The following is a 22,309-nucleotide window of genomic DNA, read 5'->3' on the forward strand; positions in this document are numbered from 1 at the left end:
CAAGATTGGAATGCCGATGATTGAAGCCAGCAAGCTGAAACGCCCCATCTCCGTCCTGCGCGAGTTCCTCGACAGCGAAGCCGCGGGCGGCATCGTGCTGATGGGCGCCGCCGCGCTGGCGCTGATCGTCGCGAACTCACCCTTCGCCGAAACCTATTTCCATACCCTTCATGTTTATGTTGGCGGCCTCAGCGTACTGCACTGGGTCAATGACGCGCTGATGGTCCTGTTCTTCCTGCTGGTGGGGCTTGAGATCAAGCGCGAGTTCCTGGACGGGCAGTTGGCGAGCTGGTCGAACCGCATCTTGCCGGGTATTGCTGCGGCAGGCGGCGTAATCGTGCCGGCTCTGATTTTCGTGGCATTCAACAGTTCAAACCCGGAGACCATCCGCGGATGGGCGATTCCATCGGCGACCGATATTGCCTTCGCGCTCGGCGTCATCTCGCTGCTCGGCTCGCGTGTGCCCTCGAGCCTCAAGGTGTTTCTGGCGACGCTCGCCATTCTCGACGATCTGGCGGCGGTGGTGATCATTGCGATTTTCTACACATCCGACCTTTCGCTCACCTATCTTGGCGGCGCAGCGGTTGCGACGCTGGTTCTTATCGTCATGAATCGCATGGGCGTGATGCGGCTCCTGCCCTATCTCGTGGTCGGCCTTGTGCTTTGGTATCTGGTGCTGCGCTCTGGCGTCCATGCCACGATTGCCGGCGTCGTCCTGGCAATGACCATTCCGCTGAAGCCAGCGCCGGGCCGACCTGACGACATGACCTCGCCGCTGCACAAGCTGGAGCATGGGCTTTCCGGCTGGGTGTCGTTCCTCATCGTGCCGATTTTCGGCTTCGCCAATGCGGGCGTTTCCTTCGCCGGGGTGGATGGATCGGTGTTCCGGGACACACTGACGCTCGGCATCGCCCTCGGCCTCTTCCTCGGCAAGCAGATCGGCGTTTTCGGCGCGGCGTGGGCGGCGGTCAAGCTGCGCCTTGCCAACAAACCGAGAGGCGCGACCTGGATGCAGCTTTATGGTGTGTCACTCCTTTGCGGCATTGGCTTCACCATGAGCCTCTTCATCGGACTTCTTTCCTTCGCCGCCTCCGAGCATCTGCAAAACGAGACGAAGATCGGCGTGCTGACCGGATCGGTCCTCTCCGCCATCTGCGGCTATGTGCTGCTGAGGTTCTGCGGAAAAAGGGAAACGGCGCAGCAGTAGAAAGATCATTGAGCGTGGCCGGGAAAGCAATATAAACATATAGCCTTACTGTCCTGCTGCTCTCTTTTCGGAGATTTCGCTCGTGGAAGTGAATTTGGAACTGCGCATGCCCCGTATTTTTTCCCGCCTCGTCCCGCGGCGGTTCCGGGGCAGCCGCGTCGAAATCCCCGTGGTGCGCCTGCACGGAACGATCACAGCCGAGGGCGGAGGGCTGTTCCGCCCTGCCCCGCTTTCGCTTGCTTCCGTGGCGGCAGTGCTCGACAAGGCCTTCAGCGACAAATCCGCGCCGGCGGTGGCGCTGTCCGTCAATTCGCCGGGTGGCTCACCGGTGCAGGCGCGGCTGATCTTCCGCCGCATCCGCGACCTGGCGGAGGAAAAGAACAAGAAGGTCTATGTCTTCGTCGAAGATCTGGCGGCATCGGGCGGCTACATGATCGCACTGGCGGGCGACGAGATCGTCGCGGACCCCTCCTCCATCGTCGGGTCGATCGGCGTCGTATCGGCCGGCTTCGGCTTTGAAGAACTGATCAAGAAGGTCGGCGTGGAGCGGCGCGTCTTCACCTCGGGCCGGAACAAAATGATGCTCGACCCGTTCCTTCCGGAGAAGAAGGAGGACGTGGAGCACCTGAAAACCTTGCAGGAGGAGGTGCATCAGGTCTTCATCGACATGGTCAAGGCGCGGCGCGGCGCGAAGCTTTCCGATGATCCTGACCTCTTCACCGGCATGTTCTGGACGGGGATCAAGGGGCAGTCCCTCGGCCTCGTTGATGCACTCGGCGACATGCGCTCTTTCCTGCGCAAGGAATATGGCCCGAAGACCGAATTGAACCTGATCGAGGGCTCGCGCGGCATGTTGGGCCTGCGCTCCACACCCGCCGCCGGGCTTCACAAACCGGACGCTTTGGCGCAAGCTGCCGCAGGCGCGGCGGAAGGGCTGCTCACGGCCGTGGAGCAGAAGGCCCTGTGGTCGCGCTACGGATTATAAACGTTTCGAGGACCCAGAGGCTATGCCGTCAGTTATCTTTCTCATCGTCATGGCGCTGGCGGCCTGGTACGGCTACCGCGCCTTCAAACGCGAGGCGGCGCGGGTTTCGCGCGAAGTGCGCCAAGCCGAAAAGGAAGCGCAGAACCGCGCCCACGGCACGCTGGAACAAGACCCGAAGACCGGCGAATACCGCCTGCGCAAGGATTGAGCGGGGTGGGGATTAGATTGTTTGACGGGAGGCGGGGCAACACTCCCCTCTGCCCTGCCGAGCATCTCCCCCCCAAGGGGGGAGATTGGCTGTCAGAACCACTTTCGCGAATCACCAACGTCGCAAGATTAGATGCCGCCATCGATGAAGTCCAATCTTCCCCCTTGTGGGGAAGATGCCCGGCAGGGCAGAGGGGGGTGAGCGCTGACAGTACTCTAGCAGCGGGCGACAGTAACAGCGCGCGAGCAGACACACACGGGGCACCCGTATGAACCACCACGCCCCTTCCCACACCACCATCTCCCTCCTTGCCCCCGCCAAGATCAACCTTGCCTTACACGTGACCGGGCGGCGTGACGATGGCTATCATCTCCTCGAAAGCCTCGTCGCCTTCGCAGCCTATGGCGACATGATCGAGGTTGCACCCTCGCCGGAAGACCGTTTCACCGTCAGCGGGCCATACGCACAAAGTGTGCCTCTCAATGCCGGCAACCTCGTCCTCAAGGCGCGGGATGCGCTCAAGGACCGTTTCCCCGCGCGCCAAACGCCAGTGGCGATCCATCTCACCAAGAACCTGCCGATTGCATCCGGCATCGGCGGCGGGTCGAGCGATGCGGCTGCGACACTGGCCGCGCTCAACAGGCTCTGGAATCTCGGCCTCGACCTTCCTGCCCTCTGCGGCATCGGTCTCACACTGGGGGCAGACCTGCCGATGTGCCTGCATGGGCAGCAGATCGGCGCGCCGCTCGTCGCGCGCGGCATCGGCGAGGCGCTGACGCCCCTGCCCCGCTTTCCGCGCCTGCCTATCGTGCTCGTCAATGACGGGACGGGGATTTCGACGCCCAACGTGTTCCAGGCGCTCACCCGCCGGAACAATCCGCCGCTCCCCACGCCACCCGATTTTTCGAACATCGAGGCGTTTTGCGACTATGTCCGACAAACACGCAACGATCTCTACCCCGCAGCGCTGGCCGTTTCGCCCGCGCTTGGCGATGTCCTTGATCTTCTGCGGGAAACCGGAGCCAGCTTCGCACAAATGTCCGGCTCCGGCGCAACCTGCTTCGGGATTTTCCCGGATAAAGCAGCAGCAGAGCGGGCGGCGGTGCTGGTCAAGGAGCGCAATCCGGAATGGTTTGTGATCGCGACGCAGACGCGGGCATAAGGCCGCGCCTATCCGACCATCACCATTTCCGCCTTCAGCTTCCGCATCGCCAGCCCCCGCGCCAAATCCCGCCCACCGCAGCCGGGTTTCAACAGCGCCGTCGCCTGCCGTTTGGAGATCAGCAGGCCGTCTCTCAGCGGATCGTTGCGGCCGAAAACCCTCGCCAGAAAACGCGGCCGATTGATGCTCGCGCGGGTGAAGCGAGCAGGGCCGGGCAGCACCTCGATATGGTCGCGAACCGCCTCCGGCCAGCCTTCCAACAGCCGCGCGCCCGGCTCCAGCAGCAGGAGCCAGTCTCCCCTCGCCTGCCGGACCGCATCGGCGAAGGGCTTGTTCGCGAGGAAAACGCAGCCCGCTGCATCAGCAACGTCCCGCGTGTGGTCGCTCGACCCGTGATCAACCACGAGCACGTCGCGCACCAGGCCTTCCACCGCGCCGCTCACCAGCCCGGCCAGCGTGCGAGCCAGCGCTTCCTCGTCATTTTTCGTTTCGATGATCACCGATACCATGCTTCCCGCTTAGCGCATGGCTATCGAAAACGCCACAATTCCTTAGTTAGCCGCATGATCTTCTCTGAAAGCTTTTCGGAATCATGCTCGGGCCGCGTGTCGGCACCATACCTAAAAAAGTTCTTGCTTTGTTCGATAAGTTCTGGCTTTGTTCTATTTCTTGAGGCAACACGATTGCCAGCGGGAGACGAGGATGGAAGTCATTCACCATGCCGACAGGGCGGCGTTCGGCGAAGGCCGGGCGGATCATGCCAATGCGCTGATCGAGGAAACGGGCCTGCGCATCGACCACGGACGCCGGCGCGGACGCGGTGCGGGCATCAACCCCTCTGGACGCTTCGAGCCGCAGACGCGCCATGTCTTCGACGATGGCTGGAGCACGCTGGAAGAACTGCCGCCGTTCACGACCGACGTTCAGGTGGAGAAGCCGCGCACCATCATCACCCGCAACGATTCCCCCGATATCAGCTTCGACCGCTCGATCAATCCCTATCGCGGCTGCGAGCATGGCTGCATCTATTGCTTCGCGCGGCCGACACACAGCTATATGGGGCTTTCAGCGGGGCTTGATTTTGAATCGAAGCTGTTCGCCAAGCCTGATGCGCCGCGCCTTCTGGAAAAGGAGCTGGCGAAGCCCGGCTACCAGCCGAAGACCATCGCCATCGGCACCAATACCGATCCTTACCAGCCGGTCGAGAAGAATTGGCGCATCATGCGCGAAATCCTCGAGGTGCTTGAAGGAGCCAATCACCCCGTCGCCATCGTCACCAAATCCGCGCTGGTGACTCGCGATCAGGACATTCTCGCCCGCATGGCCGAGAAGGGGCTCGCCCGGGTGGCGCTTTCGGTGACAACGCTCGACGCCAAGCTCGCCCGCACCATGGAGCCGCGCGCGTCGACGCCCTCGCGGCGGCTGCAGGCGATCCGCTCGCTTTCCGAGGCGGGCATTCCGACTTCCGTCATGATGGGGCCGGTCATTCCCGGCATCAACGACCATGAGATCGAGCGCATCCTCGATTCGGCCTATGCGATGGGCGCGCGCGGCGCGGGCTATGTGCTGCTGCGCCTGCCGCTGGAAGTCGCGCCGCTGTTCAAGGACTGGCTGCTGCGCAACTACCCCGACCGCTACCGGCATGTCATGTCGCTGGTGCGCTCCATGCGCGGCGGCAAGGATTACGACGCCGAATGGGGCAAGCGGATGCGCGGCGACGGTCCCTATGCCTGGGCAATCGGCCGGCGCTTCGAGATCGCGGCCAAACGGCTCGGGATGAACGGGCAACGCGCCCGGCTCAGGACCGATCTTTTCGCGCCGCCGACGAAATACGGCACCCAGCTCTCGCTTTTTTGAGGCGAGCGTGAAGGAACCTTCATCCCCTCTAATGATTAAGCCTCTGGTTTAGCAGCATGATTTTCAAAAGCCTCCAGCTTTTTTGGATCATGAAAGGCTATTTACCCGCATGATCTCGTCCAAGAAGTCTCCAACTTTTTGGGATCATGCTTGGATTTTCCTTTCAGGCGCCCGAGCCCCGCGCCTGAATGCCCTCCTGCCAGTCCCCCGGCGGGAGGGTCTTGCGGAGAATCGGAAGCAATGCGACTGTCGCCGCACAATGACCCGCGCGCTTACCGATTCTCCGCTCCTCTTCGACATGCCGCTCGTGCCGGATTTTTCCACCGAGCTCAGGCTGATGAAACGAGGCGTGCGTCCCGTCGCCGGTATAGACGAGGCGGGACGCGGCCCCCTTGCCGGGCCGGTGGTGGCTGCGGCGGTGGTTCTCGATGCCGGGTCTCTACCGGAAGGGCTCGACGATTCCAAACGGCTGACCGCCGCCATGCGGGACAAGCTATACGACATCATCCTTGCGCGCGCGCTGGCCGTTTCGGTGGCAAGCCTCTCAGCGCCCAGCATCGATCGCTCAGACATTCGCAAAGCCTCGCTCGAAGCCATGCGCCGCGCTGCGGCAGGGCTGACGCTCGCGCCCGGCCATGCGCTGATCGACGGCGTCGACGTGCCCTGGGGCCTATGCTGCGAGGGCAGCGCGCTCGTCAAGGGCGACCAGCGCTCCATCTCCATCGCCGCCGCCTCCATCGTCGCCAAGGTCACCCGCGACCGCATGATGCGGCGGGCGGGCAACCACCACCCCCATTACGGCCTCGAAGCCCATGTCGGCTACGCCACCGAACAGCACCGCGTGGCGCTCGAGATCCACGGTCCCGTGCGCGGGCTGCACCGATTTACATTTTCGCCGATTAGGGATCGGTTTCGAGTGGGGTAATGGGGCAGCAACGACGCGGCGAATGGTAAATTTATCCCGGAGAGCTTGAAGCGGTCGTTTTCTGCCTATTCTTGATCGAACCCGTTTTGTCTGAGGTCCTTGATTCTGACGATCATGCTGCGCCGGGGATCGTATGGAAGATCCTCAAAGCCGAAACGCCGGTAGAATGATCGCACCTCGTCATCGAGCGGGTGAGTCAGCACTCCGACACATCCAATCGACTTCGCGATATGCACGGACGCCGTCAAGGCATAGTACAACAGCGACCGAGCGATACCCAATCCCTGGTACCGGCGATCCACCGCCAGTTGACCGAGCAGGAAAATCGGTATGTGCTCCGGTCTGTTGCGCTGCGAGGCTTTCGGCAGATACTCCCGCTCGATGTGGCCGCCGGCCAAAGTAACATATCCTGCGACGGCGTTCTTTTCCCCGTCGCACATGACCGTGGTTCTGGAAATGTCGAGTTGCTGATTGCGCCAGGCATGCCGCCGGAACCATTCGTTCATCGACGCGCGGCCACAATCAAAACTCTCGCGATCATCGTCCTCGCGAAGCTGTCGGGGCAAGGTCAGTCGCGCCATACCGGACGCGTCTTTGCGAGGTCACGCAGAGCGGGGACATCCTTTGGCGGGCTATCCACCCATGCCTCGAACTTCTCCCATTCAGCCGCTGGAATAACCACGTGATTCTGATGGACGAGTTCCAGTTCGGCAGCTTCCACCGCCTTGCGACGGATGAAGTCACTCAAATTGGTGCGTGATTGCTCGGCTGCGGCTTCAAGCAACTCACGTTCCCTCGGCGATACCCGCACGCTCACTGGAGCGAGATTTGCCATGGCGATATCCTTTCGATCTTCGTAGGACAATAGCATACCCATCGACGAATGCGAGTTGTTTCTTGACCGGGCGTTACCCTGCATAGACGTGCCGGCCGTGGCCAAACCTGTCGCGAAACAATCTTGAATGCCTGGAATGCGGTGTATTACGCTTGGAAAGTCGGACACCATGTAATAAAAAACGCCGCCTTGCGGCGGCGTTTTTCCAACTAAATATCCTCGGAGGCATTCCGGCTCAGTTCAGCCTTGCCTTCACCTCATCAACGGATTTCTTAAACAGCTCTCCCGCCGCCTTCACGTCGAGCTTGTCTGCGATGAGTTTTTCAGCGGCGGCGACAGCGATTTCCACCGCCGACGAGCGCACCGCGTTGACGGCTTCCGTCTCAGCCTGCGCAATCTTCTGCTCGGCAAGCTTGTTGCGGCGCGTGACGTAGTCCTCCATCTTCTCCTTGGCGTCCTGGAGAAGCGCGGCGGCCTCGCGCTCGGCGGCGGCAACGATGTCACTCGCTTCCTTTTCCGCTTCCTTGCGCTTCTGCTGATATTCGTTGAGGAGCTGCTGCGCTTCCTCGCGCAGGCGGCGCGCCTCGTCGAGTTCGTTCTTGATACGCTCGGCGCGCTCGTCGAGCGAGCTGGCGAGCATCTTCGGCACTTTCATGTAAACGACAATGCCGAGGAAGATGATCAGGGCGACGAGCGCCCAAAATGTAGCGTCCATTTCGCCCTCCTTTAGCCGCGTACGGCCTTGACGGCAGCGGATACGGCGTTCCTGTCCGCCGCGCTGCCCACGAGATGCTCTACGATTCCGGCCGCCGTATCCTCGGCGATGGTGCCCACATCGCTCATGGCCTTGTCCTTGATCGCGCGAATGCGCGTCTCGGCTTCAGCCAGTTTGCTATCGAGCGTAGCCTCGATTGCGGCGCGGTCGCTCTCCGCCTTGGCCTTGGCGGCATCGCGGGCTTCCCCGGCGATCTTTCCGGCCTTGAGGCGCGCTTCGGCCAGTTCCTGCTCATAGGCGGCGATGGCGTTGTCGGCATCCGTCTTCAGGCGGCCGGCATGGTCGAGATCCTGCGATATCTGGTTGTGCCGGGCCTCGATGGTTCCTCCCAGGCGCGGCAGGACCACGCGCGAAAGGAAGACATAGAAGAAGCCGAAGCTGATGGCCAGCCAGAGGAGCTGGGATGTGTAATGGCTGGGATCGAACGGAGGAAAGACGCCGGCATGACCGGCATCGTGCGGCACTCCGGTTTCGGTGTGCACGGCTTCAGCCCCAGCCGGGGCGCCATGATCAGCCGCCGGTGCTTCAGCGGGCTGAGAGTGGGTTTCGCTTTGGGCAAACGCCGCGGACACGAACATCCATCATCCCCTTATAAATTCGGACGCCGGTCGCCAGTGCTTGAGGGCACAAGACGCGACCGGCGAATTTGACGCTCGTCGATTAGACGGCGAACAGGAGCAGAAGCGCGATGAGCAGCGAGAAGATGCCCAGAGCTTCCGTCACGGCGAAACCGAACACCAGACGGCCGAACTGGCTGTCAGCGGCGGACGGATTGCGCAGCGCACCCGAGAGGTAGCTGCCGAAGATGTTGCCAAGGCCAAGGGCCGTGCCAGCCATACCGAAGCATGCGAGACCGGCGCCGATGTACTTTGCTGCGATGGGATCCATTGTTTAAGCTCCTTTTGAATGGAAATAGCGCAGATTGTTCTGGCGGTCTCCCGCCGGCTAGAACTCAGTGTCCCGGATGTACGGCATCGTTGATGTACATGCAGGTGAGAACGGTAAAGACGTAGGCCTGAAGGAAGGCCACGAGGAATTCGAGCGCAGTGATGGCGACCGTCATCAGCAGCGGCAGGATCGCGCCGCCGATGCCCCAGACGCTGCCGAGCGCGGCGAGCGACACGACGAAGCCCGCGAAGACTTTCAGCGTGATGTGACCGGCGAGCATGTTGGCGAACAGACGAACCGAGAGGCTGACCGGGCGCGACAGGAAGGAGATGATCTCGATCAGCACCACCAGCGGCACGATGATTGCAGGTACGCCTGATGGCACGAAGAGCTTCAGGAAGCCGAAACCGTGCTTCCAGAAACCGTAGACGATGACCACGCCGATGACCAGAAGGGAAAGCGCGAAGGTGACGATGATCTGGCTCGTCACCGTATAGAAATACGGGAAGAGGCCGAGGAAATTGGCCACCAGCACGAACATGAACAGCGAGAAGACGAAGGGGAAGAACTTCATCCCCTGCGACCCCGCCGACCCTCGCAACGCATCCGCCACGAACTCATAGGCCATCTCGGAGACGGATTGGAGCCGTCCCGGAACGACGCTGCGGCTGGACGTGGTGAAATAGAGAAAAGCGGAAGCGGCCACGACGGTCAGAACCATGAAGGCCGAAACATTGGTGAAGGAGAGATCGACGCCACCGGCGTGGATGGGAATCCATCTGGAGACCTGGAACTGATGGATCGGATCGTTAGCCACCTTAACCTCGTCTGTCGTCCCTGCCCGAAGGCGTTTTCATTACCCGCCCCCAGGAGGAGCCTTTTTATCATCGCCCTGCGCCCGTCCGGGCTGAATGCCGCTTGAAGCGACACGCCCCGTCGTGCGCAGAATATTGAGCACACCGGCAGCGAAGCCGAGGAAGAGGAATATGATCAACCCCCACGGCGACGTCCCGGCGAAACGGTCGATGAGCCAGCCCAACGCCGCCCCGACCAGAATGCCGGCGATGAACTCGCTCGACAGCTTCATGGCCTCAGCAACCCCGGCTGACGTCTCCGACCGGCCTCCCGAAGAGCCCGGCCCCGTCCGCGTACCCTTTTTGGCCAGTTCGGCTTCAAGGCGGCGGCGGCGTTCATCCAGCCCCTCCGAGAGGGGGCTTGGCTTGCCACCACGCGCAAGAGGTCCACGATCCGGCCTTTCGGGTTTCTTGCCCGTCGCCATGACGCCTCCTCGAGCGCGTTGTGCAAGGCTTCAGCCCCGCTTCAAAGTCGCGCGCAACATATTGACAGGCCGCGCCCTAGTCAAGGCGCTGCAACTATCCCTTTAAAAGGATTTTTCGCTTTTCAAATCAGTTATTTAATAAGAATCCTGCCGCAAACTCTCCACAACCGCCCCGGAACTGCGCCAATCAGGCGCATCACCAGCTCATTTCAGGCTCTCTCACGGCGTGGGCGGAAATGAGGCCGTCCCACCCGGCAAGGGCGGATTCGGCCACGCGCAGCAGCGTCTCACGCGGGACGCCGTCGCGCGATTGAAACGCGATGCCCTGCTGCACAGCCAGATAGAACGAGGCGACGGCTGCGCAATCGAGCCCCTGGGGAAGCTCGCCCTCCGCCACCGCGCGCTCCAGCCTCTCGCAAAGCGTGCGATGATTTCCGGCACGGTGCTTCCGCAACATGCGCAGGGGGCCATTATCGTCGTCATCGCCATGCAGGACGCCCATGAGGATCAGGCAGCCGGGCGCCTTGTCGGGGCGGGTATAGGCGACGGCGCTCTGGCGCAGGAGATGCGCGATGGCCGCCTTCGCCGTCGGCGCGCGGAAAATCCCCTCCCACAAGAACGCGCCCTTTTGCGCGTAAAGCTCCACCGCTTCGCAGAACAGCGCCTCCTTGCAGCCGAAGGCGGCGTAGAGGCTCGGCGAGTTGATGCCCATGGCCCTGGTCAGATCGGTCATGGAGGCGCCGTCATAACCCTTGATCTCGAACACCTCCATGGCGCGCTCCAGCGCCTTGTCGCGGTCGAAGCTGCGGGGGCGACCCCTTTCGGACATGTGAATTTCCTTTCTGTGATGATTGATACGTAAATGGCTTGACGCCCTCGGGCAAGACTGAAAAGATTTCTGTATCGATCAACACAGAAAGGATTCGATATGAGTGGCTTGCAGGGCAAAGTGGCTCTCGTTACGGGCGGCAGCCGGGGCATGGGCGCAGCCATCGCGCGGCGGCTGGCAGCAGATGTGGCCGATGTGGCGCTAACCTATGCGCGTTCGCCGGAAAAGGCGGAGGCCGTCGCGGCTGATATCCGGAAGACAGGGCGCCGCGCCATCGCCATCCAGGCGGACAACAAGGACGCCGCCGCCATAGAGGCAGCCGTGGAGAAGACGGTGAAGGAACTTGGGAGGCTAGACATCCTCGTCAACAATGCGGGCATCTTCACGCGCGCCCCGATCGAGGAGGCGACGCTGGAGGCCTTTGAAGAGATCATGGCCATCAACACCCGCGCCGTGTTCGCAGCCATCCGCGCCGCCGTGCCGCACCTGCCGGAGGGCGGGCGGATCATCACCATAGGCAGCCAGCTTGCCGACCGCGTGCCGATCACCGGCGCAAGCCTCTATTCGGCAAGCAAATCGGCGCTTTCGGGCCTTACCAAAGGTATCGCGCGGGATCTTGGGCCGAAGCGGATCACCGTCAACCTCGTCCAGGCCGGCTCGACCGAGACGGACATGAACCCCTCCGGCACGCCCCACGCCGACGAACAGCGCGGCCGCATGGCGATCCCGGAATACGCCAAGCCGGAAGACATTGCCGGCCTCGTCGCCTGGCTCGCCAGCGAGGAAGGCCGCTATGTGACGGGAACGGCGATTACGCTGGATAGCGGGACGAATGCGTAGGACCTGACGACCCTCCCTCCCTCTTGCGGGGAGGGAGAAGGTCGGCGCTTAGCTCCACCCGCCTCCATACGTCCGATAAAAAATATGCAGGCCGATTTTCTTGACGCGCTCCATGGCGGAGGCCCAGCGCGGCTTGACGTAGGTGGCGTGGTAATGGGTGGCGGAGCCGACTTCCGGCAGCCAGATCTGGCCCGCCGATACCGCCTTCGCCACTTGCTGCGCGATCTTCCAATGCTCCGGTTCGGTCACGCGCTGGCGGCGGCCGTCGCAGGCGAAGGAGAACTGGCAGCGGTTGCGCCAGTCGTCGTTCTGATAGACGACGCCGCAGATGGACTTCGGAAAAGCCGGGTTGCGGACGCGGTTGAGCACCACCTGCGCCACCGCCGCCTGCCCTTTGACCGGCTCGCCGCGCGCCTCGAAATAGACGGCTTCGGCCAGGCATTTCTGCTCCTTGGCGGTGAAGACCTCCGGCGGCAGCGGCGCCTTGGCCCAATCATGATCCTCGGAACTGACCGGCGGGGTGAAGCGGCCCGCGCTCTTTTCCGTCAAGATGCTTTCGAAGGGAGAGGCTTTGGCGTAGTCAAGCCCGGTGGACGCATAGCCGGTCGCAAGAATATCCGGGTTGCTGTTTGTGATGAGCTTGGCAAGCTGCACCGGCATTTCCGGCTTGGCCTTTGGCGGCTCGGCTTTATGGAAGGCGAGCGCGATTTCCACTTCCCCGCGGATCTTCGACGGGGCGAAGGCCATGCGCACCTCAGGCTCCTCGGCCGGCGTCAGCAGCAGGCTCGAATGTTCGAGGAGCGAGCCGGCATTGAAGGATCTGGGCGGCGCCTTGCGCAGCACGGAAACGAGGCGGCTCCCCTTCTCGGCGCGGTTCACACGGTTTTCGTCCGGGTTCGGATCGGCGATCCCCAGCTTCTCCCGCCGCTCGCTGCCTCCGGTAAAGGCGATGCGCCCTACCCCCGGCACGTCCACACCGGCGGATCTGATCGAGCCGGTCACCAGCGAGGGATCGACAAAGGGCGTCTCGGCCTTGTGAACAGAGCCTGCCGGGGTCTGCACCATATATTCCGCCCAGCGCGGCGCTCCCGCCTCGCTGCCGCGAATGAGGCTCGACATATCCTGAAAGGCGACGACGGTGGGGGTGAAGAAATAAACCGCCAGTCCCAGCGTGGCTGGAGCAGCCATATGGCGGAGGCGCCCTTTTGGGGATGACGGAATCCGGCGGCGGAACAGGCTCCGCGACGTATCGAGACGCACGTGACACTCCAACTCAAAGCACGCTGGTTAACGGCCTTGAGAATGAAGCATTAACCTTGATGGACGGTTAACGGAGCGCGGGGGACGTTTTTTGAAAATCCAGTAAATCTGGATATTATGGAAATTCATCAGGGAGCATTATTATGCGGCAGTTCACGACAGGCGATCTCAACAAGCAGGTGGGCGACGTGACCGATGCCGCGAGCCGCGAGCCGGTCATTCTCACCAAGCACCGCAAACCCCGCTTCGTGCTTATGAGCTACGAGCACTACGAGCGGCTGCGCACGGGCGGCAACCCGCGTAGCGCCCACCTCGCTTCCGAAAATGCCGGACGAGCACAGGGAGATCTTCGCAGTGGAAATCGACCGGCTGGCACGGGGAAAATGATCTACTGAGGCGACTGGCTGGAGGAACCCCCCTCTGCCCTGCCGGGCATCTCCCCCACAAGGGGAGAGATTGGCCTTCATCAACGACGGCACTTTATTCTGCAACGCTGACAATTGGCGAAAGCGGCCCCCGCAGCTAATCTCCCCCCTTGTGGGGGAGATGGCCGGCAGGCCAGAGGGGGGTGCGTGGAGCCAACCACCTTCTTCCCAGAATGATTTACAGCCAGTGGAGACAAGAATGATCGCATACACAATGGTTGGCACGAACGATCTCACGCGCGCGCTCGCCTTCTATGATCCCATCATGGAAGCGATGGGGATGGAGCAGTGCTGGCGGGATGAACTCTCGGCCTCGTGGGGCAAGAAGGATGACGAGACGATCCCCCGCTTTTTCACGGGCTACCCCTTCGACGGGAAGCCCGCGAACGTAGGCAATGGGGTGATGACGGCGTTTCAGGTGGGCAATGCGGCGCTGATCGACCGTCTTTATGAACTGGCCATGCAGAATGGCGGCAGCGATGAGGGCAAGCCCGGCTTTCGCCCCCAATATGGTGAAGGATTCTACGCCGCCTATGCGCGCGACCCTGATGGCAACAAGATCGCGTTCGTCTGTTTCAATGCCCGGACGGAATGAATGAAGCGCCGGTGACGGCCCCTCACCGGCGTCGCATGTCCCGCTAAATTTTTTCTCGCTTAACTAATTGTCAAAACATATGCTCATGTGAAAATGATTCGATCATCATAGTCGCAAGCATGCTTCGTATCTTTGGGTGGGTGGGGATACTATGCTTATCAGACATTTTTTGTGCGCGTTCATTCCCGTTTCATTGCTGCTGCCGTCTCCAGCCCTTGCTGGGGATTTATTCGACACAAGCCGTTTCGGCCAGGTCGGCAAATATGCCGACAGGCAGGAAATTCGCCTGGGCGTCATGGCCTATGATCGCGGGCTGTTCTCGACCGATGATTATGACGGGGTCGTGATAAACGGCGAATACCTGTTCAAGTCACCCGAACTACTCGACGGTATCGGCTCACCCCGCCCCTATGTCGGTTTCGACGCGGCGATAGCCGACGATCCCATCCATTTCTTCTATACGGGCCTCAGCTGGGATTTCCAGCTGACCGAGAAGTTCTATCTGACGACCAGCCTCGGCGGCGCGGTGACAACGGCGAACAATCTGCACGACCCCACCACCTACAAGGCGCTGGGATGCCGTGTGCTCTTTCACCTGGGAGCCGGCCTCGGCTATGACCTGACCGACAACTGGACGGCACAGCTCTATACCGACCATTTTTCCAACGCCAATCTATGCGACGAGAACAACGGCGCCGAGGCGACGGGTATTCGCCTGGGTTACCGGTTCTAATGCTTCTTCTTCGCCCGTCCGGCAAACGGATTGTCCGACGTCTTCAGCGATAGCCGGATGGGCACGCCCGGCATGTCGAAGGTCTCGCGCAGGCCGTTGATGAGGTAGCGCAGATAGGATTGCGGCATGGCGTCGGGGCGTGAGCAGTCGATGACGAAGCCGGGGGGGCGCGTCTTCACCTGCGTCATGTATTTGATCTTCAGGCGACGGCCCGAAACCGCCGGGGGCGGATGGTGCGTGGTGACACCTTCGAGCCAGCGGTTGAGGCGGCCTGTCGAAATGCGGCGATTCCATATCTCATGGGTGAGAAGGACATTCTCCATGAGCTTGTCGACGCCTTGCCCCGTTTCGCCTGACACCGTCACCGCCCGAATGCCGCGGATCTGAGGCAGCAGGCGAGCCGTCTTCTCGCGCAAATCGGCCAGCACTTCCTGGCGGTTCTCGATGAGGTCCCATTTGTTGAAGGCGAGCACCGGGGCGCGGCCTTCGCGCACCACGAGATCGACGATCTGCAGATCCTGCTTCTCGAACGGGATCGTCGCGTCGAACACGATGATGACCACTTCGGCGAAGCGGATGGCGCGCAGCCCGTCGGCAACGGAGAGCTTTTCCAGCTTCTCCTGCACACGCGACTTGCGGCGCAGGCCCGCCGTGTCGAACAGCTTGATGCGGCGGCCTTTCCACTCCCAATCGACCGAGATCGAATCCCGGGTGATGCCCGCTTCCGGGCCGGTAAGCAGGCGCTCTTCGCCAAGCATGGTGTTGATGAGGGTCGATTTTCCGGCATTGGGCCGTCCGACAATGGCGATGCGCAGCGGCTTCGACGTGTCGTAGGCGGGGATTTCCTCCGCGTCCGGATCGTCGATATCCTCGCCGATCAGCGTGGTTTCGGAAGGAGACAAAGCCGCGGCTTCCTCCTCTTCCTCTTCCTTGCCGAAGGCGCGTTCCTCGCCGATCGCCTCGACGATCGCGTCGCGCAGGTCGGGAATGCCCTGGCCATGCTCGGCGGAAAGCGGGCAAGGCTCGCCAAGCCCCAGCCGGTAGGCATCATAAAAGCCCGCGTCGGAGCCGCGCGATTCCGACTTGTTGGCGACCAGCACCACGGGCTTGCCGGCCTTGCGCACGAGGTCGGCGAAGGTGACGTCGGCGGGCGTGATGCCGGCCTTGGCGTCGATCATGAACAGGATCACGTCGGCTTCAGCGATGGCGATCTCAGTCTGGGCGCGCATCCGGCCTTCCAGCGTCTCGCTGCCCGTCTCCTCGAGGCCGGCGGTGTCGACGACCTGGAACCGGAGGTCATAAAGCTTGCCGTCATGCACACGGCGGTCGCGCGTCACGCCGGGCGTATCGTCGACAAGCGCCAGCTTCTGCCCGGCAAGCCGGTTGAACAGCGTGGACTTGCCGACATTCGGACGCCCGACTATGGCGAGGGTAAAGCTCATAATTTTATGACTCTTAGAGTATCAGACATTGAGATGGAAGCGCGCGCATACCCCCTACGCCCTGCCGGGCAGAGGGGGCTGTGAACCGCACAAGCTCTCAAACGGCACTAGCTCTTCTTGGCTTCACCGGAACCGTGGATCAAGTCAAGCATCATGTTGGCGCGCTGGCCGATATCGGGCGGCGTACCGGAATCGTCGGCGATCTGCTGGAAGATACGCAACGCATCGGCCGGGCGGTTCGCCTTCCAGGCGGCAAGGCCGAGGGCTTCGCGCGCCGAGAACCGCATCGGATTGCCGTCAGCCGTGATCGGCTCGACACGCTTGGCGACATCATCATAGGAGCCGGTGTCAATCAGCAGGAAACCGGCGCGCAGACGGGCGATATCCTTAAGGGCGGCGGGCACCGCACTATCGGCGGCGATCTTGTCATAGGCCGCCACAGCCCCTGCCGTATCGCCTTTATCGGCCAGCAGCGTCGCCGCGCGCATCCGTGCCAGCGAAGGATAATCGCCGTAGCCGTCCTTTTCCAGCGCGTTCAGCGCCGCCAGCGCCTCGTCCTTCTTGCCCTGATCGGCCAGATCGAGCGCGGCGAGATATTTATCGCCGGACTGGGCGGCCAGCGACGCGCTCCAATGCCTGTAGGCAACCATGCCGGCGGTGCCGAGCACGATGGCGACGGCGGCGCCGATCAGCAAGGGGCCAAACCGCTGCCAGAAGGCTTTCGCCTTGTCGGAGCGGATTTCCTCATTTACCTCGCGGAAGAAGCTGTCGTCTGTCATCGCCCTAGCCGTCACTCGTTATCGTTGCCCGTTGCACGCCATTACCCAGCGTACAACCCAGTTAACGCGCTTTTAGTCGCATTTCGCCGTATATGTAAGAGCCGATCTTACAAATAAGAGCGAGATCATGAGCTTATCCAGTCCGAGCTTCGCCACAATCAGGCTCTAACGCGGAATCATGCAGATTTTTACCCGTCCGTTCATCTTGGCCCTTATCACTTGCCTTCCGCTGCAATCCGCCCTTGCCACCCCGGCGGATGGCGAGAAACGGCCGCCGCAATATGTGCTCATCTCGTTCGACGGGGCGCATGACAACAAGCTGTGGCGGCGCAGCATGGATCTGGGGCAGAAGGCGGGCGCGCGCTTCACCTATTTCCTCTCCTGCGTCTTCCTGATCCAGCGTTCCGACCGCGCCCGCTATCACCCGCCGGGCATGGCTCCGGGCCGGTCCAATGTCGGCTTCGCCTTCACCAAAGAGGAGATCGCCGAGCGGCTCGGCAATATCTGGACCGCCCATATTGAGGGCCATGAGATCGCCAGCCATGGCTGCGGCCATTTCGACGGAACGAAATGGAGCACGGCGGACTGGGACAAGGAAGTGAAGGCGTTTCGCACCTTCGTCGCGGACGCCTATTCCGCAAACGGCATTCCCGGCGAGCCGCAGGGCTGGCGGGAACTTGCGGAGCGCGGCATCACCGGCTTCCGCGCGCCCTATCTTGCCACGGGTACGCCGGTGCGGCAGGCGCTTATCGCCAACGGCTTCCGCTATCAGGCGAGCGGCGTGACGCGCGGGCCGGAACTGCCGGAGCGCAAGACGGAACTCGCGAGCTTCGGCCTGCCGATGATCCCCGAAGGCCCTTTGCTGCGGCCTGTCATCGCCATGGACTATAATCTTTATGTCCGTCATTCCGGCGGGTTCGAGAAACCTTCGCAAAGCCAAGCCTTCGAGGAGCGGACCTATCAGGCCTTCAAGGCGGCGTTCGAGAAGCAATACAAAGGCAGCCGCATTCCGCTGCAACTGGGCTTCCATTTCGTGGAGATGAATGCAGGGGCATATTGGCGCGCGCTGGAGCGCTTCGCCACCGAGACCTGCACGAAGCCCGGCGTGCAGTGCCTCACCTACAGCGATTACCTGCAAAAGACCGCCACGGCGGAGCGGCACGCGGAGCAGTGAACGTCATGTCGCCTCCGCGGTCTGCGGGGCGAGATATTCCGGTTCCATCTCCAGCGGCGGCTCCCCGTCAATGGCTGCCTCGAAGGCGCGCAGGCGCTTGAAGATCGACTGGAGTTCCACGACCGTCGACCAGGACGAGACAAGATACTGGAACGAGCTGCTGACTTGACCGAACACGTTCAAAATCTGCTGCATCAGGCCGAGGGTCAGCCGTCCCATCACGATTGCGGGGATGAGGATGAACGTCCCGAAGATATTGTCCGCCTGCACGTAGAGAATGCGGGCGACGTTGAAATACATGTAGTGAAAATAGAGACGGAAATAATTGCGCCGCACATTGCGGAACAGTTCGGTCACGGTCACGGGTTGGGCGCGATCCGGATCGTCCTCGCCATAGACCAGTTCCTTGCGGTAGGCCGCTTCGACGCGCTGGTTCTTAAACTCGAGGCCCGGGAGCTTGATACCCACCGCCGCCAGAAGAACCGTGCCGAAAAGCGCCCAGAGAATTGCGGCCAGCACCAAGGCATGCGGCACATGGCCAATAAGGGGCAGCGTCGTTACCTTGTCGGAAAAGGTTAAAAGGATCGGCACGAAGGCGATCAAGGTCATGATTGCCGTGACGAGGCTCACACCGAGGGTTTCCACCGTTGTTGAAAACCGCATCGTGTCCTCCTGCACGCGCTGCGCGGCGCCTTCAATGCTCCTGAGGCGCTCCCAATTGGTCATGAAATATTCGTTCATGGCGGTGCGCCAGCGGAAAATGTAATGGCTGGTGAAAAACAGGTTCAGGACGCCGATCGTCACGGCCACGAAGGCGATACCGGCAAAAGTGAGTAGCGACATATAGAGTTCGGTCGCAGGAACCGATCCGCTCTTGGACAGCGCCTTCTGCACAAGATCGTAGAACGGCCCGTACCAGGCATTGACCTGCACGCTGACCTCTACCTGGAAATAGGTGGCGAACAGGATCAGCGATGAGCCAAGGATCGACCAGCCCTGCCATTTATGCGGCGCGACCATGGACCAGAAGGCATAGAACGCCAGCACCGCAATTGCGAAATAAATGTAAAACCAAAGAAAAGGCGCGGACCAGAAGATCGAAACGCCGATGATCGGCTCACTGCCCGGCACGGCGGGCGGCAGGCCGAAAACAGCGCCCAGTTTCCTGCCGTCGATGAACCATGTAACGACCGCAAAGAGCGCCCACAGGACGGCGGAACTGAAAAACAGTTTCGGCCTGGGAAAAAAGGATACGAACAATTTGCATATACCCCGTTCGGCTTGCCTCTCCCCTTGGGCTTACCAGCAACACGCAGCGAACAGGGATTAAATTCCCGTAAGTTTCGATCACAGTTAAGCGAGGGCGCGTGAGCGTCCGCGATATCCGGCGAAGAGGGCGATCGCGCCGGAAAGCACGAGCGAAGCAGCGGCAAGCAGGCTTGCGGATTTGTATGACCCCGAGAGGCCGGCCAGATATCCCGCCACCAGCGGGCCGATGATCTGGCCGATGCCGAACCAGGCCGTCATTTGCGCAAGCGCGCGCCTCGGCGCTTCCGGCGCGAGGGTTCGGCCAGCCTGAAGCCCGAAGGCGGTGACGGTCATGAAGGTGATGCCGAGCAGCAGACCGCCCAGGAGAGGGCCAGCTGGCAGCGGCAGGAGCACGCTTGCGGCGACGCCCACCGCCTCGACAAGGCAGGCCGCGGCGAAGCTGCCGAACAGCCCGATGCGGCGCACGATGAAGCCCCAGAGCCAGATCGACGGCGCGGCGGTCAGCCCGGCGACCATCCACACGGCTGCTTCCATCGCCACGCCGCCATTGCCTGAGCGCACGATGGCGATGAGGAAGGTGGCGGTGATGATATAGCCGAAGCCGAAAATGCCATAGGCGAGCGCCAGCGCCACAAAGGCCGGGGTGCGCGGCAGCGGCGGCTCGCGCAGCTGCGCCCCGTTGCGCAGCGGTCCCTCGCGGATGAGCAGCATGACCGCCAGCAGTCCCGCGAGCGAAAGAAGCCCCGCGCCGATCCAGTCCGCCCGCCAGCCAAGCTGGAACTGCCCGATCATTGCGACGAAAAGCGCTGAAACCGCAATGCCCATGCCCACCCCGCCGAAATGCCAGGCCTGCAGATCGTTGCGCCCCGCCGCCGCCAGATGGCTGAACACGATGGTGGTGCACAGAATCATGGTGAAGGCGCTGGCAAGCCCGGAGAGGAAGCGGATCGCGGCGAAAAGCCAGACGCCATCGCTGAAGCCCATGGCGAGGCACAGCGCGGCGCTCGCGGCAAGCCCGGCGTAGACAATCGCCCGCTCGATCCCCGCCGCCCAGCCATAGCCGGCAACAACCGCGCCGAGGAGATAGCCGATATAATTGGCCGAGGCGATGAACCCCGCGTCGGCGGGCGAAAGCCCGAGACCGCTCATCATGCCGGGAAGGATCGGCGTATAGATGAAACGCCCGATTCCCATGGCAACCGCCATGGTGATGAAGCCGCCGAATGCGAAGGGGAATGTATTCCGGGAGGTTTGCATGCACCGCACAATAGGATGGCGCAGCATCAACGCAATTGAATTTATCTGATGGATCTATCGGTTTTGCTGAACCATGACGTCACCGCGCGTCGTGGAAAATGATGCCGACCGTATGGCGCATGCCGGAGCGGACACGACTGACGCCATGGCGCAGATTGACGCGGTAATGCCCCCGCGTTCCCTCGACCGGCCGGTTATGCACCGCGAAGATCACCGCATCGCCTTGCCTCAGCGGCACCACCTCGGCCCGACTCTGCATGCGCGGGCGCTGCTCGGTCAGCACGAATTCGCCGCCGGTGAAATCCCTGCCCGGCTCGGAGAGCAGGATCGCCACCTGCAGGGGAAAGGCGAGATCGCCATAAAGGTCCTGATGCAGGCAGTTGAAATCATCAGGCACATATTGCAGGAGCAGCGGCGTCGGGCGCGTCTGTCCCGCATCGTGACAGGCTTTCAGGAAGTCGGCATGGCTGGCCGGATAGCGCGTCGCATCGCCCATCCGCTCGTTCCAGCGATTAGCGACCGGCGCAAGACGAGGATAAAGCGCGGTGCGCAGACCCGAGATAAGCTCCGGCAGCGGATATTTGAAATAGCGGTACTCGCCCTTGCCGAAACCATGCCGCGCCATGTGGATATGGCTGCGGAAGTGCTCCTCATCGGGATAAAGCGCCGCGATTTCCCCGCACTCCTCCGGCGTCAGCAGCCTTTCCATCGCCGCCGCGCCATAACGATCCAGCTCTGCGCCCAGTGCCGGCCAGTCATAGGCATCGACGCGGTTTCGGGCGGGTTGGGGCTCGCGAATGGAAGTTGTCATCTCACACCTCGTTCTGCGAAATTGCGAGCCCTTCCGGTAATAGATCGATTTCCTGCGAACACTCCGGCGCTTGCTTTTGAATTCAGAACGTTCCGTCCAGCCAATTTTCCACTTTTATGGCGGGGATGCGCAGGAACTCGCGCGTATTGGCTGTTACGAGAACAGCCTTGATGGCACTGGCGTGGGCAGCGATTAGCAGATCGTTGGGACCGATGGGCTTGCCGGAAGCCTCGAGTTCTGCGCGAATTCTCCCGTATTCGGCATCGGCAGGCACGTCGAGCGGCAGAACCGGCATACTTCCAAGTATCGCATCGATCTGAGCCGACAGCCTCGCCGACCCCTTCCTATGACAGCCATAGCGCAACTCAGCCGCCGTGATAATGCTGACGCAGACAGCACCTTGGCCAACTTCCGCAATGCGCCTGGCAATTTTTCCCTGCGGATTGCGGGCCAGATCGGACACGATATTGGTATCGAGCATGTAACGCCCGCTCACAGGTCGATTTCCTTCGCAGGCAGCAGCGTATCGTCGATATCAGGAAACTGGTCTTCCGGGCCGAGCGGCTGCAACTCAGCAAGCACTTCCAGCAGGCTCTTGCGATGCACGGGCTCAATAATCAGCCGGTCCCCGTCCCGGTGAATGAGCACACGGTCACCGGGAAGTTCAAAATCAGCCGGGATCCGTACCGCCTGGCTTTTATTATTACGGAAAAGCTTGGCTTCCCGGGGAGAGCTTGTCTCTCTGGGCTGGGTTTGGGTCATGGCGACCTCCAT

The 22,309-nt window shown here is 61.8% G+C and carries 27 protein-coding genes and 1 pseudogene; 11 read left to right on the forward strand and 17 right to left on the reverse strand.

Annotated elements, in window-relative coordinates:
* Positions 1 to 16: 16 nt before the first annotated feature.
* From nhaA to IEX53_RS00150, 4 genes are all read left to right on the forward strand, one after another.
* On the forward strand, positions 17 to 1,207 hold the full coding sequence (gene nhaA, locus IEX53_RS00135; protein WP_188820249.1) for a Na+/H+ antiporter NhaA: 1,191 nt from the start codon (positions 17 to 19) through the stop codon (positions 1,205 to 1,207).
* A gap of 106 nt (positions 1,208 to 1,313) precedes the next feature.
* Positions 1,314 to 2,192 (forward strand): S49 family peptidase, encoded by an 879-nt coding sequence (locus IEX53_RS00140; RefSeq protein ID WP_188820251.1) that lies wholly within the window; start codon positions 1,314 to 1,316, stop codon positions 2,190 to 2,192.
* Between the two features lie 22 nt (positions 2,193 to 2,214).
* Positions 2,215 to 2,400: a hypothetical protein gene (locus IEX53_RS00145; protein WP_188820253.1), complete on the forward strand. Its 186-nt coding sequence runs from the start codon at positions 2,215 to 2,217 to the stop codon at positions 2,398 to 2,400.
* Between the two features lie 268 nt (positions 2,401 to 2,668).
* Positions 2,669 to 3,562 (forward strand): 4-(cytidine 5'-diphospho)-2-C-methyl-D-erythritol kinase, encoded by an 894-nt coding sequence (locus IEX53_RS00150; RefSeq protein WP_188820255.1) that lies wholly within the window; start codon positions 2,669 to 2,671, stop codon positions 3,560 to 3,562.
* 8 nt (positions 3,563 to 3,570) lie between these two features.
* On the opposite strand, the gene IEX53_RS00155 is transcribed toward IEX53_RS00150, so the two are convergent.
* Positions 3,571 to 4,071, reverse strand: a complete 501-nt coding sequence (locus IEX53_RS00155; protein ID WP_188820257.1) for a glycosyltransferase — start codon at positions 4,069 to 4,071, stop codon at positions 3,571 to 3,573.
* Between the two features lie 193 nt (positions 4,072 to 4,264).
* Between IEX53_RS00155 and IEX53_RS00160 the strand changes: the two genes are divergently transcribed.
* Positions 4,265 to 5,419, forward strand: coding sequence for a PA0069 family radical SAM protein (locus tag IEX53_RS00160; protein ID WP_188820259.1), 1,155 nt, complete (start codon positions 4,265 to 4,267; stop codon positions 5,417 to 5,419).
* Positions 5,420 to 5,678: 259 nt separating this feature from the next.
* On the forward strand, positions 5,679 to 6,344 hold the full coding sequence (rnhB, locus tag IEX53_RS00165; protein ID WP_188820261.1) for a ribonuclease HII: 666 nt from the start codon (positions 5,679 to 5,681) through the stop codon (positions 6,342 to 6,344).
* Positions 6,345 to 6,409: 65 nt separating this feature from the next.
* Here rnhB and IEX53_RS00170 read toward each other — a convergent pair whose 3' ends face one another.
* The 8 genes from IEX53_RS00170 to IEX53_RS00205 form a co-directional block, all read right to left on the reverse strand.
* The gene (locus tag IEX53_RS00170) at positions 6,410 to 6,925 is read right to left on the reverse strand and encodes a GNAT family N-acetyltransferase (protein ID WP_188820263.1); all 516 of its coding nucleotides are present in this window, start codon (positions 6,923 to 6,925) and stop codon (positions 6,410 to 6,412) included.
* On the reverse strand, positions 6,913 to 7,179 hold the full coding sequence (locus tag IEX53_RS00175) for a type II toxin-antitoxin system TacA family antitoxin (protein ID WP_188820265.1): 267 nt from the start codon (positions 7,177 to 7,179) through the stop codon (positions 6,913 to 6,915). Before IEX53_RS00175 ends, IEX53_RS00170 begins: the two co-directional genes overlap by 13 nt.
* Before the next feature lie 235 nt (positions 7,180 to 7,414).
* The gene (locus tag IEX53_RS00180; protein WP_188820267.1) at positions 7,415 to 7,894 is read right to left on the reverse strand and encodes a F0F1 ATP synthase subunit B; all 480 of its coding nucleotides are present in this window, start codon (positions 7,892 to 7,894) and stop codon (positions 7,415 to 7,417) included.
* 11 nt (positions 7,895 to 7,905) lie between these two features.
* Positions 7,906 to 8,532 carry a F0F1 ATP synthase subunit B gene (locus IEX53_RS00185; RefSeq protein ID WP_188820269.1) on the reverse strand — a complete coding sequence of 209 codons (627 nt, stop codon included), beginning with the start codon at positions 8,530 to 8,532 and terminating at the stop codon, positions 7,906 to 7,908.
* 82 nt (positions 8,533 to 8,614) lie between these two features.
* Positions 8,615 to 8,842 (reverse strand): F0F1 ATP synthase subunit C, encoded by a 228-nt coding sequence (locus IEX53_RS00190; RefSeq protein WP_110747887.1) that lies wholly within the window; start codon positions 8,840 to 8,842, stop codon positions 8,615 to 8,617.
* 64 nt (positions 8,843 to 8,906) lie between these two features.
* Complete coding sequence (locus IEX53_RS00195) at positions 8,907 to 9,659, reverse strand: F0F1 ATP synthase subunit A (RefSeq protein ID WP_188820271.1); 753 nt, start codon at positions 9,657 to 9,659, stop codon at positions 8,907 to 8,909.
* Between the two features lie 39 nt (positions 9,660 to 9,698).
* A complete protein-coding gene (locus IEX53_RS00200; protein WP_188820273.1) occupies positions 9,699 to 10,121 on the reverse strand; it encodes an AtpZ/AtpI family protein in 423 nt (140 codons plus the stop codon).
* Between the two features lie 196 nt (positions 10,122 to 10,317).
* Positions 10,318 to 10,950, reverse strand: coding sequence for a TetR/AcrR family transcriptional regulator (locus IEX53_RS00205; RefSeq protein ID WP_188820276.1), 633 nt, complete (start codon positions 10,948 to 10,950; stop codon positions 10,318 to 10,320).
* 99 nt (positions 10,951 to 11,049) lie between these two features.
* On the opposite strand from IEX53_RS00205, the gene IEX53_RS00210 reads away from it, so the two are divergent.
* Entirely contained in the window at positions 11,050 to 11,790 is a 741-nt protein-coding gene (locus tag IEX53_RS00210) for an SDR family NAD(P)-dependent oxidoreductase (RefSeq protein ID WP_188820278.1), read from the forward strand.
* A 48-nt stretch (positions 11,791 to 11,838) separates the two neighbouring features.
* Here the strand turns inward: IEX53_RS00210 and IEX53_RS00215 are convergent, their stop codons facing one another.
* The gene (locus tag IEX53_RS00215; RefSeq protein WP_188820280.1) at positions 11,839 to 12,978 is read right to left on the reverse strand and encodes a cell wall hydrolase; all 1,140 of its coding nucleotides are present in this window, start codon (positions 12,976 to 12,978) and stop codon (positions 11,839 to 11,841) included.
* A 215-nt stretch (positions 12,979 to 13,193) separates the two neighbouring features.
* On the opposite strand from IEX53_RS00215, the pseudogene IEX53_RS00220 reads away from it, so the two are divergent.
* The 3 genes and pseudogenes from IEX53_RS00220 to IEX53_RS00230 all read left to right on the forward strand — a co-directional run bounded on the left by IEX53_RS00220 (position 13,194) and on the right by IEX53_RS00230 (position 14,803).
* A pseudogene (locus IEX53_RS00220) lies at positions 13,194 to 13,437 on the forward strand (type II toxin-antitoxin system prevent-host-death family antitoxin).
* A gap of 237 nt (positions 13,438 to 13,674) precedes the next feature.
* Complete coding sequence (locus IEX53_RS00225; RefSeq protein ID WP_188820282.1) at positions 13,675 to 14,070, forward strand: VOC family protein; 396 nt, start codon at positions 13,675 to 13,677, stop codon at positions 14,068 to 14,070.
* A 151-nt stretch (positions 14,071 to 14,221) separates the two neighbouring features.
* Positions 14,222 to 14,803, forward strand: a complete 582-nt coding sequence (locus IEX53_RS00230; RefSeq protein ID WP_188820284.1) for an acyloxyacyl hydrolase — start codon at positions 14,222 to 14,224, stop codon at positions 14,801 to 14,803.
* On the opposite strand, the gene der is transcribed toward IEX53_RS00230, so the two are convergent.
* On the reverse strand, positions 14,800 to 16,245 hold the full coding sequence (gene der / locus IEX53_RS00235) for a ribosome biogenesis GTPase Der (RefSeq protein WP_188820286.1): 1,446 nt from the start codon (positions 16,243 to 16,245) through the stop codon (positions 14,800 to 14,802). The two genes, IEX53_RS00230 and der, sit on opposite strands and share 4 nt — an antisense overlap.
* A gap of 107 nt (positions 16,246 to 16,352) precedes the next feature.
* Entirely contained in the window at positions 16,353 to 17,024 is a 672-nt protein-coding gene (locus IEX53_RS00240; protein WP_188820288.1) for a tetratricopeptide repeat protein, read from the reverse strand.
* A gap of 178 nt (positions 17,025 to 17,202) precedes the next feature.
* Here IEX53_RS00240 and IEX53_RS00245 point away from each other — a divergent pair, with 178 nt between their 5' ends.
* Positions 17,203 to 18,198 carry a polysaccharide deacetylase family protein gene (locus tag IEX53_RS00245; protein ID WP_188820290.1) on the forward strand — a complete coding sequence of 332 codons (996 nt, stop codon included), beginning with the start codon at positions 17,203 to 17,205 and terminating at the stop codon, positions 18,196 to 18,198.
* 3 nt (positions 18,199 to 18,201) lie between these two features.
* On the opposite strand, the gene sbmA is transcribed toward IEX53_RS00245, so the two are convergent.
* The 5 genes from sbmA to IEX53_RS00270 form a co-directional block, all read right to left on the reverse strand.
* Complete coding sequence (gene sbmA, locus IEX53_RS00250) at positions 18,202 to 19,458, reverse strand: peptide antibiotic transporter SbmA (protein ID WP_188820292.1); 1,257 nt, start codon at positions 19,456 to 19,458, stop codon at positions 18,202 to 18,204.
* Positions 19,459 to 19,551: 93 nt separating this feature from the next.
* Positions 19,552 to 20,724: a YbfB/YjiJ family MFS transporter gene (locus IEX53_RS00255; RefSeq protein ID WP_188820294.1), complete on the reverse strand. Its 1,173-nt coding sequence runs from the start codon at positions 20,722 to 20,724 to the stop codon at positions 19,552 to 19,554.
* A gap of 79 nt (positions 20,725 to 20,803) precedes the next feature.
* Entirely contained in the window at positions 20,804 to 21,535 is a 732-nt protein-coding gene (locus IEX53_RS00260) for a 2OG-Fe(II) oxygenase (RefSeq protein WP_188820296.1), read from the reverse strand.
* Positions 21,536 to 21,617: 82 nt separating this feature from the next.
* Positions 21,618 to 22,031: a type II toxin-antitoxin system VapC family toxin gene (locus IEX53_RS00265; protein ID WP_188820298.1), complete on the reverse strand. Its 414-nt coding sequence runs from the start codon at positions 22,029 to 22,031 to the stop codon at positions 21,618 to 21,620.
* Positions 22,028 to 22,297: an antitoxin gene (locus tag IEX53_RS00270; RefSeq protein WP_188820300.1), complete on the reverse strand. Its 270-nt coding sequence runs from the start codon at positions 22,295 to 22,297 to the stop codon at positions 22,028 to 22,030. The genes IEX53_RS00265 and IEX53_RS00270 overlap by 4 nt, the downstream gene beginning before the upstream one ends.
* Between the last annotated feature and the right edge of the window lie 12 nt (positions 22,298 to 22,309).

This window comes from Paramesorhizobium endophyticum (genome assembly GCF_014640615.1).
In the GTDB taxonomy this organism is placed as follows: domain Bacteria; phylum Pseudomonadota; class Alphaproteobacteria; order Rhizobiales; family Rhizobiaceae; genus Paramesorhizobium; species Paramesorhizobium endophyticum.